The sequence below is a fragment of the Ramlibacter sp. P4_H7 genome, assembly GCF_056400765.1.
This window is the reverse complement of sequence record NZ_JBFUKP010000009.1, coordinates 122,925-136,355: the sequence shown is the minus strand read 5'-3', so window position 1 is coordinate 136,355 and position 13,431 is coordinate 122,925. Positions and strand designations below refer to the sequence as shown.

General features: G+C 67.2%; 11 protein-coding genes. 3 read left to right on the top strand and 8 right to left on the bottom strand.

What is annotated here, in order from left to right; translation table 11 throughout:
* Positions 1-4: 4 nt before the first annotated feature.
* The 4 genes from AC1DSA_RS14250 to AC1DSA_RS14235 are packed head-to-tail and all read right to left on the bottom strand — an operon-like array spanning position 5 to position 5,575.
* The gene (locus AC1DSA_RS14250; protein WP_477890226.1) at positions 5-1,612 is read right to left on the bottom strand and encodes an ABC transporter ATP-binding protein; all 1,608 of its coding nucleotides are present in this window, start codon (positions 1,610-1,612) and stop codon (positions 5-7) included.
* A complete protein-coding gene (locus AC1DSA_RS14245; RefSeq protein ID WP_477890224.1) occupies positions 1,609-2,703 on the bottom strand; it encodes an ABC transporter permease in 1,095 nt (364 codons plus the stop codon). Before AC1DSA_RS14245 ends, AC1DSA_RS14250 begins: the two co-directional genes overlap by 4 nt.
* A gap of 16 nt (positions 2,704-2,719) precedes the next feature.
* Positions 2,720-3,751 carry a microcin C ABC transporter permease YejB gene (locus AC1DSA_RS14240; RefSeq protein WP_477890222.1) on the bottom strand — a complete coding sequence of 344 codons (1,032 nt, stop codon included), beginning with the start codon at positions 3,749-3,751 and terminating at the stop codon, positions 2,720-2,722.
* A 3-nt stretch (positions 3,752-3,754) separates the two neighbouring features.
* Positions 3,755-5,575 carry an extracellular solute-binding protein gene (locus tag AC1DSA_RS14235; protein ID WP_477890220.1) on the bottom strand — a complete coding sequence of 607 codons (1,821 nt, stop codon included), beginning with the start codon at positions 5,573-5,575 and terminating at the stop codon, positions 3,755-3,757.
* A 37-nt stretch (positions 5,576-5,612) separates the two neighbouring features.
* Here AC1DSA_RS14235 and fabI point away from each other — a divergent pair, with 37 nt between their 5' ends.
* Positions 5,613-6,395, top strand: a complete 783-nt coding sequence (gene fabI, locus AC1DSA_RS14230) for an enoyl-ACP reductase FabI (protein ID WP_477890218.1) — start codon at positions 5,613-5,615, stop codon at positions 6,393-6,395.
* 66 nt (positions 6,396-6,461) lie between these two features.
* Here fabI and AC1DSA_RS14225 read toward each other — a convergent pair whose 3' ends face one another.
* On the bottom strand, positions 6,462-8,732 hold the full coding sequence (locus AC1DSA_RS14225; protein WP_477890216.1) for an Orn/Lys/Arg family decarboxylase: 2,271 nt from the start codon (positions 8,730-8,732) through the stop codon (positions 6,462-6,464).
* A gap of 113 nt (positions 8,733-8,845) precedes the next feature.
* On the opposite strand from AC1DSA_RS14225, the gene AC1DSA_RS14220 reads away from it, so the two are divergent.
* Together AC1DSA_RS14220 and AC1DSA_RS14215 are read left to right on the top strand one after the other, a co-directional pair.
* A complete protein-coding gene (locus AC1DSA_RS14220) occupies positions 8,846-9,271 on the top strand; it encodes an NfeD family protein (protein WP_477890214.1) in 426 nt (141 codons plus the stop codon).
* A 9-nt stretch (positions 9,272-9,280) separates the two neighbouring features.
* Positions 9,281-10,255 (top strand): SPFH domain-containing protein, encoded by a 975-nt coding sequence (locus AC1DSA_RS14215; RefSeq protein ID WP_477890212.1) that lies wholly within the window; start codon positions 9,281-9,283, stop codon positions 10,253-10,255.
* Here the strand turns inward: AC1DSA_RS14215 and AC1DSA_RS14210 are convergent.
* The 3 genes from AC1DSA_RS14210 to AC1DSA_RS14200 form a co-directional block, all read right to left on the bottom strand.
* Positions 10,219-10,602: a hypothetical protein gene (locus AC1DSA_RS14210; RefSeq protein WP_477890210.1), complete on the bottom strand. Its 384-nt coding sequence runs from the start codon at positions 10,600-10,602 to the stop codon at positions 10,219-10,221. The genes AC1DSA_RS14215 and AC1DSA_RS14210 overlap by 37 nt on opposite strands.
* Before the next feature lie 17 nt (positions 10,603-10,619).
* Positions 10,620-12,164: an adenylate/guanylate cyclase domain-containing protein gene (locus tag AC1DSA_RS14205; protein WP_477890208.1), complete on the bottom strand. Its 1,545-nt coding sequence runs from the start codon at positions 12,162-12,164 to the stop codon at positions 10,620-10,622.
* Between the two features lie 466 nt (positions 12,165-12,630).
* A complete protein-coding gene (locus AC1DSA_RS14200) occupies positions 12,631-13,317 on the bottom strand; it encodes a recombinase family protein (RefSeq protein WP_477890206.1) in 687 nt (228 codons plus the stop codon).
* Positions 13,318-13,431 lie beyond the last annotated feature (114 nt).

The following is a 13,431-nucleotide window of genomic DNA, read 5'->3' as shown; positions in this document are numbered from 1 at the left end:
GCGCTCAGGCCGCCGCCGCCACCAGCGCCTGGGTATATGGATTGCGCGGCGCGGCGAGTACCTCGTCGACGCTGCCCGATTCCAGGATCAGCCCGTCCTTCATCACCAGCACCTCGTGCGCCATCGCGCGGATCACGTCCACGTCGTGGGTGATCAGCAGGTACGACAGGCCACGCTCCCGCTGCAGACGCTGCAGCAGGCGCAGCACCTGCTTCTGGATGGTGACGTCCAGCGCGCTGGTGGGTTCGTCCAGCACCAGCACCTGCGGCTCCACGATCAGGGCGCGGGCGATCGCCAGGCGCTGGCGCTGGCCGCCGGAGAATTCGTGCGGGTAGCGCCCCAGCAGCCCCGGGAACTGCGATTCGGACAGGCCGACCTCCTCCAGCGTGCGGTAGACGCGCTCGCGCCGCTGCTCCTCCGTCAGTGCCGGCGCGTGGACCAGCAGGCCCTCGCCCACGATCTCCTCCACCGTCATGCGCGGCGACAGCGAGGAAAAGGGATCCTGGAACACCACCTGCACCAGCCGCCGGATCGCCCGGTTGCCGGCGCTGTCCGGGCCCCAGCGCTTGCCGACCACCTCCAGTTCGCCCTCGTGCGGGATCAGGCCCAGCGCCGCCAGCGCCATGGTGGACTTGCCCGAGCCGGACTCTCCCACGATGCCCACCGTGCCGCCGGGCGGCAGTTCGAATTTCGCTCCCTGCACCGCGACGAATTCGCCCTTGCGGAACCAGCCCTTGAAACCAGCCAGCGGCACCGGGTAGATCACCCGCAAGCCATCCGCCCGCATCACCGCCGTCCCGCCGGGGGCCGGCTGCTGCACGTCCCGCACCGGCTTGCTCTCGATCAGCTTGCGGGTGTAGGCATGCTGCGGCTGCCGGAACACCGTCTCCACCGGTCCCTGCTCCACCAGGTGCCCGTCTTCCATGACCGCGATGCGGTCGGCGAAGCGCCGCACCAGGTTCAGGTCGTGCGTGATCAGCAGCACCGCCATGCCGGTCTGCCGCTGCAGGTCCGCCAGCAGGTCGAGGATCTGGCCGCGCAGCGTCACGTCCAGCGCGGTCGTGGGTTCGTCGGCCAGCAGCAGGCGCGGCCGGCAGGCGAGCGCCATGGCGATCATGGCGCGCTGGCGCTGGCCGCCGGAGAGCTGGTGCGGGAAGGACTGCGCCCGGCGAGCGGGTTCGGGAATGCCGGTGGCGGCCAGGGCCTCGATGGCGCCCTGCCAGGCCTGGCGGGTCGTCAGTCCCTGTTTCAGCTGCAGCACCTCGGCGATCTGCTCGCCCACCGAGAACAGCGGGTTCAGGGCCGTCATCGGCTCCTGGAAGATCATGGCGATGTCGCCGCCGCGGATGCCCAGCATCACGCGTTCCGGCGCAGCCAGCAGGTCGAGGCCGTCAGGCCCGCGGTCGCCGCCATGGAAGCGGGCCGTGCCCGCGAGCCTGGCGTTCTGCACCAGGCGCAGCAGGGCCAGGGCCGTCACCGTCTTGCCGGAGCCGGATTCGCCGACGAGCGCCAGCTTCTCGCCGGCGGCGATGTCGAAGCTGACCCCGTGCACCACCTCCTTTCCGGCAAAGGACACGGACAGGTCACGGACTTCCAGCAGCGGTTGCGTCATTGGTCGGCCTTGCGTGGGTCGAGCGCGTCGCGCAGCGCGTCGCCCATGAAGGTCAGCAGCAGCAGCGTCAGCACCAGCACGGCGAAGGTGGACAGGGAGATCCACCAGGCGTCGATGTTGTTCTTGCCCTGGGACAGCAGTTCGCCCAGGGAGGGCGTGCCCGGCGGGACGCCGAGCCCGAGGAAGTCCAGCGAGGTCAGCGCCAGGATGGCGGCGCTCATGCGAAAGGGCAGGAAGGTCACCACCGGCGTCATGCTGTTGGGCAGGATGTGCTTCCACATGATCCGGCCATTTCCCACTCCCAGGGCCCTGGCGGCCCGCACGTAGTCCATCTGCCGGTTGCGCAGGAATTCGGCGCGCACGTAATCGGCCAGCGACATCCAGCCGAACAGGCTCAGCAGCGCCAGCAGCAGCCCGATGCTGGGCGCCAGCACCGCGCTGAAGATGATCAGGAGGTACAGCTCCGGCATCGAACTCCAGATCTCGATGAAGCGCTGCATCGCGAGGTCCGTCTTGCCGGCGAAGAAGCCCTGCACCGCACCGGCCAGGATGCCCAGGGCCGTGCCGATCACCGTCAGCGCCAGCGCGAACAGCACGCTGACGCGAAACCCGTAGATCAATTGCGCCAGCAGGTCGCGTCCGCGATCGTCGGTGCCGAACCAGTTGTTCCAGGTCGGCGGCGCCGGACTGGGCGATTTGGCGAAGTAGTTGATCGTCTTGTAGCCGTAGGGGTTGGGGGCGTAGAGCGCCCAGTTGGAGCCGGACGTGATGCGTTGGCGGATGAAGGGGTCGAGGTAGTCCGTGGGCGTCGGAAAGTCGCCGCCGAAGGTCTTCTCCGAATACTCCTTGAAGATCGGGAAATACGTCTGGCCCTCGTAACGCACCACCAGCGGCCGGTCGTTGGACAGCACTTCGGCCAGCAGGCTCAGGACCACCAGGCCGACGAACAGCACGAGGCTCACGTAGCCCAGGCGGTTGCGGCGAAAGCGCATCCACGCACGGCGCGCGGGCGAATTGTGGACGCTCGGTGCGCTGGCGCCGCCGACTCGGGCCGGGCCGGCACCGGGCGGCGCCTCGTGGGCAGGGAGCACGGCGGCTTCGGGGGAGTCAGTCGAACTTGACACGCGGGTCCACCCAGACGTAGCTCAGGTCGCTGACCAGCTTGGTGACCAGCCCGATCAGCGTGAACAGGTAGAGCGTCCCCAGGACCACCGGGTAGTCGCGCCGGATCACGCTCTCGTAGCTCAGGAGCCCCAGGCCATCGAGCGAGAACAGCGTCTCGATCAGCAGGGAGCCGGTGAAGAAGGCGCCAACGAAGGCCCCCGGGAACCCTGTGACGATCGGGATCAGCGCATTGCGGAAGATGTGCTTCCACAGCACCTGCCGTTCGCCCAGGCCCTTGGCCCGGGCCGTCAGCACGTATTGCTTGCGGATCTCCTCCAGGAAGGAGTTCTTGGTCAGCATGGCCGTCACGGCAAAGCTGCCGAGGACCATGGCCGTCACCGGCAGCGTGATGTGCCAGAGGTAGTCGACGACGCGGGCCGGCCAGCTGAGCTCTTCCCAGTTGGGCGAGGTCAGGCCCCGCAGCGGAAACCACTGGAGTTGCCCACCGAAGATCACCAGCAGCGCCACGCCCAGGACGAAGCCCGGGATGGCATAGCCCACCAGCACGATGAGGGTGGTGACGAAGTCGAAGCGCGAGCCCGCCCGGACGGCCTTGGCCACGCCGAGCGGCACCGCCACCCCGTAACTGATCAGGAAGGTCCACAGCCCCAGGCTGATGGACACCGGCATCTTCTCGAGGATCAGGCTCCAGACGTCCTTGTTCTGGAAGAAGCTCTTGCCCAGGTCGAACCGGGCGAACTGGCCCAGCATCTGCACCAGCCGTTCGTGGGCTGGCTTGTCGAAGCCGTACAAGGCCTTGATCTCGGCCAGCCGCTTGGGGTCCACCCCCTGGTTGCCGCGGTAGGAGGAGCCGCCGGACTCGAAGCCGCCGCGGCCCGCGGCCGCCTTGGCCTCGGACAGGTACTGATCCACCGGCCCGCCGGGCACGAACTGGATCACCGCGAAGGTGACCAGCAGCACCCCGATCAGGGTCGGGATCATCAGCAGGAGGCGCTTGAGGATGTACGCGAACATGGCCTAGCGCGGGTCCGGGCCGCCGCGCGACCACCAGTAGAACATGACCCACTCCTCGGCACCGGCATAAGGCGGCATGGGGTCCTTGAAGGCCAGCCGCCAGGCGTTGTAGGCCATGCGGTGCGACGTCAGGGTCCACTGCGGGATCAGGTAATGGCTGTGCATGATGACCCGGTCCAGGGCCCGGCAGGCGGGCAGCAGTTCCGCCTTGCTCTTCGCCCCGGCCACCGCGGCGACCAGCGCATCGACCGCCGGGCTCTTGACACCCATGTAGTTGCCCGAGCTCTCCGTGTCCGCCGCCTTGCTGCCGAAGATGTCGGCGAGCTGCTGGCCGGGGTTGTGGCTGCCCGGGAAATTGATGGTGGTGATGTCGAATTCGAACTTGTCCAGGCGCTGCTGGTACAGCGCGAAATCCACCGAGGCGAAGTGCAGTTCGACGCCCAGCTTCTCCAGGTTGCGCATCCAGGGGCCGACGGTGCGGATGCCGCCCTCCCTGCTGTCCAGGTATTCCAGCACCATGGGGTCGCCCTTGGCGTTGCGCAGGGCCCCATCGCGGTATTCCCAGCCGGCCTCCTTCAACAGCGCCTGGGCATGCCGCAGGTTGTCGCGCAGGGAGTGCCCGGCGCCTTCTGTGATGGGCGGCGTGTACATGGTCCCGAACACGGCATCGGGCACCTTGCCCCGCCAGGGTTCCAGCAGGGCCTGCTCCTGCGGTGAAGGCGTGCCGGTGGCAGCGCAGTCCGTGTTGCCGAACAGGTCCTTCACGCGCGGATAGCCGTTGTAGAACATCTGCCGGTTCATCCACTCGTAGTCCAGCGCCAGGCCCAGGGCCTCGCGCACCCGGGGATCCTGCATCTGCGGGCGGCGTGCGTTGAGGACGTAGCTCTGGAAGCCGGCGGGCTGCCGGTGTTCGAAGGAGCGCTTGACCAGTTCGCCCGAATTGAACTTGCGCCCATTCACCCGGCGGGCCCAGTCGCCCGCGGAGTAGAAGGTCATCATGTCGAATTCGCCGGCCTTGAGCGCCTCCAGCCGCGCCGTGTTGTCCTTGTAGATCTTGACCGTGATGCGTTCGAAATTGGCGCCACCGCGCCGCACGCCGAGGTCGCGCGCCCAGTAGTTCGGGTCGCGCTGGTAGGTGATGTCCTTGCCGAAGCGCACCGGCCCGATCTTGTAGGGACCGCTGCCGATCGGGATGTCCATCACGATCTCGTCGAAGCGCTTGCGCTTGCCGCCGACCACCCCCCAGTCGCGGCTGAACACGGGCAGGCCGCCGACGGTCAGCGGCAGCTCCCGGTTCGGCTTCTTGAAGCGGAAGCGCACGGTGCGCTCGTCCAGCACGTCGCAGCCGGCGACGTCTTCCAGCAGGGTCTTGAAGCCGGGCTGGGCGTAGGCGCTGATCAGGGTCTCGTAGCTGTGCTGCACGTCCGCGGCCAGCACCGGCGACCCGTTGTGGAACCGCGCCTGCGGCCGCAGCCGAAATGTGGCGCTCAGGCGGTCGGGCGCCACGGTCACGTCCTCGGCCAGCAGGCCGTAGCCCGATGCGGTCTCGTCCATCGATCCGGTCAGCAGGGAATCGAACAGCAGGGTCGCCAGGTAGGCCGGTGGCGCCCCCTTGATGGTGAACGGGTTGTATTTGTCGAAGGTGGAATAGCGCTGGTTGCTGACCAGCCGCAGTTCCCCGCCCTTGGGCGCGTCGGCGCGGGCATAGTCGAAAGCGGCAAATCCTGCGGGGTATTTCAGGTCGTCCCACAGTGCGTAGCCATGCGCGGACCACGCGGCCGGGCACAGGAAGGCACAGGCCAGCAATAGCAGCAAACCTCGCATGAGACAATTCTGCCGAGTTTTTTCAAATGAGAGACCCATGGGCTTCCTGACAGGCAAGAAATTGTTGATCACCGGCGTGCTGTCGAACCGCTCCATCGCCTACGGCATTGCCCGGGCCTGCCACCAGCAGGGCGCGGAGCTGGCCTTCAGCTACGTGGGCGAGCGCTTCAAGGACCGCATCACCGAGTTCGCGGCGGAATTCGACTCCAAGCTGATCTTCGACTGCGACGTCGGGGACGACGCCCAGATCGACAAGCTGTTCAAGGACCTGTCGGCCACCTGGCCCAGGTTCGACGGCTTCGTGCACAGCATCGGCTTTGCCCCGCGCGAGGCCATCGCCGGCGATTTCCTGGACGGGTTGTCGCGGGAGGCTTTCCGCATCGCGCAGGACATCAGCGCCTACAGCTTCCCGGCTATGGCCAAGGCGGCCCTGCCCTATCTCAACGACAAGTCGGCGTTGCTGACCCTGTCCTATCTCGGTGCCATGCGCATCGTGCCCCACTACAACACGATGGGGCTGGCCAAGGCGGCGCTGGAAGCTTCCGTGCGCTACCTGGCGGGCTCGCTCGGTCCCCGGGGCATGCGCGTGAACGGCATCAGCGCCGGCCCGATCAAGACCCTGGCCGCCAGCGGCATCAAGGACTTCGGCAAGCTGCTGTCCATCGTCGAAAAGGGCTCGCCCCTGCGGCGCAACGTGACCATCGAGGACGTCGGCAACGTGGCCGCCTTCCTGCTCAGCGACCTGGCTGCTGGCGTGACCGCCGAGATCACCTACGTGGACGGCGGCTTCAGCCAGACGGCGATCGCGGTCGAAGAGTAAGGCCGCGGCCGCGGGCCCACCCAAGCAGCCGCCCTCGGGCGGCTTTCTTGCGGGCCTGGCCGCGGATCAGGCTTCGGCCTTCACGCAGTCCGCGAAGTAGCGCAGCTTGCCGTCGGGCCCGGCTTCGGCCACCAGGCCGTGGATGTCCGTCTCGAAGCCGGGGCACTCCTCGTTGAAGGCGCGGGCGAACTTCAGGTAGTCGACGATCTTCTTGTTGAACACCTCGCCCGGGATCAGCAGCGGAATGCCGGGCGGGTACGGCGTGATCAGGGCCGTCGTGATGCGCCCTTCCAGGTGGTCGATCTCCACGCGGTCCGTCTTGCGGTGGGCGATGTGCGCGAAGGCGTCGCTCGGCTTCATGGCCGGCTGCAGGTCGCTCAGGTAGATGTCCGTCGACAGCTTGGCGATGTCGTACTTGGCGTACAGCTCGTGCACGTACTGGCACAGGTCGGCCAGGCCCATGCGCTCGTAGCGCGGGAACTGCTGGCAGAACTCCGGCAGGATGCGCCACATCGGCTGGTTCTTGGCGTAGTCGTCCTTGAACTGCTGCAGCGCGGACAGCAGCGTGTTCCAGCGGCCCTTGGTGATGCCGATGGTGAACAGGATGAAGAAGCTGTAGAGGCCGGTCTTCTCCACGATCACCCCGTGCTCCGCCAGGAACTTGGTGACGATGGACGCCGGGATGCCGGTCTTGGCGAACTTGCCGTTCAGGTCCAGGCCGGGCGTGACGATGGTGGACTTGATCGGGTCCAGCATGTTGAAGCCCTCGGCCAGGTTGCCGAAGCCGTGCCACTTGGCCGAGCGGGACTCGCCCTTGATGATCCAGTCGTCGGCGCGGCCGATGCCCGCGTCGGCCAGCTTGTCGGGACCCCAGACCTTGAACCACCAGTCCTTGCCGTATTCCTGGTCCACCTTGCGCATGGCGCGACGGAAGTCCAGGGCTTCGATGATGGACTCCTCCACCAGCGCGGTGCCGCCGGGGGGCTCCATCATGGCCGCCGCCACGTCGCAGCTGGCGATGATCGCGTACTGCGGGCTGGTGGACGTGTGCATCAGGAACGCCTCGTTGAACAGGTGGCGGTCCAGCTTGTTCTCCTCGGCGTCCTGCACCAGCACGTGGCTGGCCTGGCTGATGCCCGCCAGCAGCTTGTGGATCGACTGGGTGGAATACACCAGCGATTTCTGCGGCCGCACCCGCTTCTTGCCCATCGCGTGGAAGCTTCCGTAGAAGGGGTGGAAGCAGGCGTGCGGCAGCCAGGCCTCGTCGAAGTGCAGCGCCTCGACGTAGCCGTCCAGCATGGCCTTGATGGTCTCGGTGTTGTACAGGACGCCGTCGTAGGTGGACTGGGTGAGCGTCAGGATGCGCGGCTTGACCGTCTCGGGGTCGACCCCTTCCAGCAGGGGGTTCGCCTTGATCTTGGCCTTGATGGCCTCCGGCGTGAATTCGCTCTGCGGGATCGGCCCGATGATGCCGAAGTGGTTGCGCGTCGGCTTCAGGAAGACCGGGATCGCCCCGGTCATGATGATCGAATGCAGGATCGACTTGTGGCAGTTGCGGTCGACCACCACCACGTCGCCTGGCGCCACCTCGTGGTGCCAGACCATCTTGTTGGAGGTGCTGGTGCCGTTGGTGACGAAGAAGCAGTGGTCGGCATTGAAGATCCGCGCCGCGTTGCGCTCGCTGGCCGCCACCGGGCCGGTGTGGTCCAGCAACTGGCCCAGTTCGTCGACCGCGTTGCAGACGTCGGCCCGCAGCATGTTCTCCCCGAAGAACTGGTGGAACATCTGGCCCACCGGGCTTTTCAGGAACGCCACGCCGCCCGAGTGGCCGGGGCAATGCCACGAATAGGAGCCGTCCTCGGCGTAATCGAGCAGCGCCTTGAAGAACGGGGGCTGGATGCCCTCCAGGTACGACTTGGCCTCGCGGATGATGTGCCGCGCCATGAACTCCGGCGTGTCTTCATACATGTGGATGAAGCCGTGCAGCTCGCGCAGGATGGCGTTGGGCAGGTGCTGCGAGGTCTTGGTCTCGCCGTAGACGTAGATCGGCACGTCCGGGTTCTTGCGCCGCACCTCCGAGATGAAGTTGCTCAGGTTCAGCACCGCGGGATCGAGATCCGGCCCGGGCGAGAACTCCTCGTCGTCGATCGACAGGATGAACGCACTGGCCCGGCTTTGCTGCTGGGCGAACTGCGACAGGTCGCCGTAGCTGGTGACGCCCAGCACCTCGAATCCCTCGGACACGATCGCCTCGGCCAGCGCACGGATGCCGAGGCCGGAGGTGTTCTCCGAGCGGTAGTCTTCGTCGATGATGACGATGGGAAAGCGAAACTTCATGCGGGGCGGTCCAGGGCGGTAAAGGGAGAACGAGGGGCGAAGTGTAGAGAATTCGCAGCACCGCGTTCCAGGGCCGGCGCTGTTTTCGCCCACAATGCGGCCAAAGGGGACCTATGGCTGACTCGACACTCTGGTGGCTGCTTGCCGGCGCGGCGGTGGCCATCGAATTGCTGACGGGCACTTTCTATCTGTTGATGCTGGGAATCGGCATGGTGGCGGGGGCCCTGGCCGCCCACGCGGGCCTTTCGACGCCACTGCAGCTGGTGGTCGCCGCCGTCGTCGGCGGCGGCGCTGTCGCCGTCTGGCACGTCGTGCGGCGCCGGCACCTGGTACCCGGGACCGCCGGCAAGAGCACCAACATGGATTTCGACGCCGGGGAGCCGGTGCACGTGGACGCCTGGTCGGCCGACAACACGGCGACCGTGCGTTACCGCGGCACCGTCTGGACGGCGGTGCCGGCCGGCGGCACCCCGCAGGGCTCGGGCGCCTACCGGGTCCGGGCCGTCGACGGCAGCCGGCTGATCGTGGAAAAAATCTGAAGGGAAGCCATGGAAATCGCAATCGTCCTGTTCGTCATCGCGGCCATCTTCGTGGTGCGCGCCGTCAAGGTCGTGCCGCAGCAGAACGCCTGGGTGGTGGAGCGCCTGGGCAAGTACCACGCCACGCTGACACCCGGCCTGAACTTCCTGGTGCCCTTCGTGGACGTCGTGGCCTACAAGCACAGCCTGAAGGAGATCCCGCTGGACGTGCCCAGCCAGATCTGCATCACGCGCGACAACACGCAGCTGCAGGTGGACGGCATCCTTTACTTCCAGGTGACCGATCCGACGCGGGCCAGCTACGGCTCATCCAACTACATCGTGGCGGTCACCCAGCTGGCCCAGACCTCCCTGCGCAGCGTGATCGGAAAGCTGGAGCTGGACAAGACCTTCGAGGAGCGCGACATCATCAACGCCCAGGTGGTGCAGGCCATCGACGAAGCCGCGCTGAACTGGGGCGTGAAGGTGCTGCGCTACGAGATCAAGGACCTGACGCCCCCCAAGGAGATCCTGCATGCCATGCAGGCCCAGATCACCGCGGAGCGGGAGAAGCGCGCGCTGATCGCGGCCTCCGAAGGCCGGCGCCAGGAGCAGATCAACATCGCCACCGGCGAGCGCGAGGCGTTCATCGCCCGGTCGGAAGGCGCCAAGCAGGCGGAGATCAACAAGGCGCAGGGCGAGGCGGCGGCGATCGTGGCGGTGGCCGACGCGACGGCCGAAGCCATCCGCAAGGTCGCCGAGTCCATTCGCCAGCCGGGGGGCGAGCAGGCCGTGCAGTTGAAGGTGGCCGAGCGCGCGGTCGATGCATTCGGCAAGGTGGCCCAGGATTCCAAGACCACCCTGGTCATCCCCGCGAACATGGGCGAGGTGTCCGGCCTGATCGCCTCGGCGATGAAGATGATCACCGCAGTCCGGCCGCCGGAGCCGCCGGCGGCGGCCTCCAAACCTCAGGTGTCTTCCGAGTGGGGGCGCGAATTGCGGTAAGGGGGGTTGAGCGGGCTGGGCCGCGAGCGCAGCCCGCTGGGCAGCAGGTCCGAGAACATGGAGCTCAACTCGTCGACCTTCTCCCAGGCGGCGGCCTCGCCGCGCGTGCGCGCCAACAGTTGCATCACCTCTCCCCGCATGAACCACAGCGCCTGCAGGTCGGTCGCGTAGCGGATGCGCCGCGCCAGTCCGCTGCCCCGGTCACCGCCCTCTTCCTCCGCCACGGCCAGCATGGCCTCGCGGATCTGGTCCATGGTGGCGGCGTCATCGAGCCGGGGGCGCGCCGTGCTGACGGACAGCAGGGCGTACAGGCTGCTCCTCAGGTCTTTGGTCTTGAACCAGCGCATGGGGTTGTCCTTTCCGTTCAGCTGGCGCCGCGAGGCCCAGGGAACGCAGTCGAGGGGGGATTCAAGTCCAGGAGCTCCGCGACGGCGAGGTCGGCAAAGCGGGCCGGCACCGGCTGGGGTGCGGCCATGTCGGCAAGCCTGGCAAAGGTGAAGAGAACCGGCGCGTCTGAGCGCGCGCCTTCGAGGCGGGGAACACCGAAAGTGAGACGCTGGCGGTCGTCCGTGGGCAGCTTGCCCAGGAGACTGCGGGTGACCAGGATGGCGCCCATGCGGCTGACGCGAGAAAGCTGCTCCGCGTGGTCGGCCGTATCGCCGACCACGCGGAGCGCTCCCTCCCCCCTCGCCGCTCCCACGACGCCCATCCACTCTTGTCCTTCGTCGACGCCGACATTCATGCTCAGCTCGACGTCCCAGCCCTTGCGCACCTGCCACCGGTGCGAAACCTGCCGCATGGCGTCGCGCGTCTGGTGCGCGGCGGCCAGGGCATTCCACAGGTAGCTGCTGTCCGCCTGGGGCAGGAAGTAGCAGACCAGCACCTCGCCGCCCTGCGGGCCGGCGCGGCCGCGATGGCGGCGGAAGATGCGGTCCAGTTCTGCCCACACCTCGTTGAGCAGCTCGAAATACTCCTGCGCGGTGAGCTTCACCCACAGGCCGCTCGCGTCCTGCAGCGTGCTCACCAGGACGGCCACGGGCGTGACCGTGGGTTCCATGCGCGCTGCCAGGGCGGGGGCGAAGGCCGCCTCCTGCTGGGGAGCGTAGGCAAACAGCACGCCCTCACGGAACTGCACGGCGTAGACAGTACGGGCCGGGAGCCCCTCCCCTGCCGGCAACGCGGCCTGCATCACGAGGCCGGGCTCACCGGGCTGGGCTTCGTCCAGCAGGCGCTGCAAGCGGGATGACTCGGTCGGCGGCACGTCGCGGAACAGGCCCGCGGTGGCGCCCCGCGCCCGGGCCACCTGCAGGTGGAAGCGCAGCAGAGCGTCGCCGCCACGGGCCTGCTCCACCGAAGTCAGTTGGCTGAAGGCGTTGCTGCCTTCGACGGCGGAACGCTGGACCAGCGGGGACAGCGGGTCGGTGCGCGCCTGGTCGTTGGCCCAGACGATCCGGAAACTGTCGTTGACGAGATAAGCCGGGTGGGCCACCTGGGCACCGAGCTGGCCAAGGGCGGAAGGCAACTGCGCCGGCCGCGGCGCGAACGGGGCCGCCGTGGGGGATACGCCCGCGGCGGGGGCGGCAATCGGTGCGGCGGGCTGCTGGCCCGGCGGGTGCGCGGCCAGATGCTCGGCAATGCGGGCGATGCTCCAGCCTTCGCGCTTCAGGCGCTGGATCTCTTCGACCCGCGCAATCGTGTCGTCCGGGAAATAGCCGATGCGAGGCGCAGCGCCATGCTCCGGTCCCGGCGGCAGGACCTGGGGCCGCGGCACGAGGCCGCTGGCGATGTAGTTGTTGAGAGTGGCACGCGAGATGCCGGTTCTCTCGATGATCTCTTTGCTGGTCAGCAAGAGCGCCTCGTTGTTTAGACTGTGTAGACGCAATGTAGCTCTGCCTAAACGCGAGGTCAACAGTCTAGTGACTAATTGTTTGGACAAAGCAACACAGTGTTGCGATGCAGCTCGGACAGATCAGGCCGTTTCATTGAGAGAATGGGAAGCGATACACATGAATTGGACTGTGTCCAAACGCGTTTGCCTAGGTGTTTCGCTAGTGTCTACATCGCTTGGTCAGTGTCTATGTGTCTAAGTTGATTGCTTGGACAGTTCTAGACAGACACGCGAAAGCGCTGCCGAAAACCTGCCTGTGACCCGGTGGGTAGCCATGGCGGTAGCGCCACTTCCGAGGTGGCAACACGAAGGGCCACGATGCTTGGCCGGACCACGGTCTGTACGGAATCCGTGGCCTCAAGAGCGAAACTGCTCAGCGCGTGCTTCAGCGTCAGGCGTCGCCCGCGCAGCGGTGATTCCACCCCACTGCTGGCACCGGGCATCGCTGCTGGTCCGGGCCCCGAGTCCCGGACCAGCAGGACGAACCTCAAGCCGCCGCGTCCGCCGGAAGCCGGGCGAGCACGCGCTGGAGCTGCACGAGCGACCATGTGCCGCCGCCGGCCGCACGGATGCCCTGCTCGTTCAAGGACGCCACCATCTCGCGCTGGCTCATGCCAGCGCTGCGGTAGGCCCTGAGCGTCGGCGCCAGGCGGTTCGCAAAGGCCTGCGCGTCGTCGGCCCGCCGCTGGATGTGCGGCGTCAGCGTGGACGGGTTCCCCAGCGGATTCGGCTGCCCGCCGGCGAGCGCCGCCCGCTTCTTCGCTTGCAGGGACGCGGAAATGCGGCCGGCGACCTGCTCGCGCGCACGCTGGGCGACCCCCGCGTAGATGTGGAGCATGAACGCATCGGCGTCGGGGGTGTCGGCGGCGGCGAATTCCACGCCGGCCTCGAGAAGGCCGGAGAGGAGGTGCACGTTGCGGGACAACCGATCGAGCGTGGAGACCACCAGCACCGCCTGGCGCTCCTTCGCGAGCGCCATCGCCTCCTGCAGCTGCGGCCTGAGCTCCAGGTCCTGGCTGCCCTTGCCCGCTTCGCGCTCGACGAAGTCGCGCAGCAACACGCCCGCACGGGACTGGACGAACTTGAGGATCGCCGCGGCCTGCGCCTCGAGCCTGACCGCGGGGCGGCGCCGTTCGGACTGGGTGACCCGTCGATAGGCGATGAAGTCCTGCAACCTGGGCTCCTGACAACAGATCAGTAGTTTAGTTCGTCTGTTGTCATTCGGACAATCAATCCTTTTGACAACATACAAATTGATCTTCGTGTGTTGTCAATTGAAAGCGGCTTC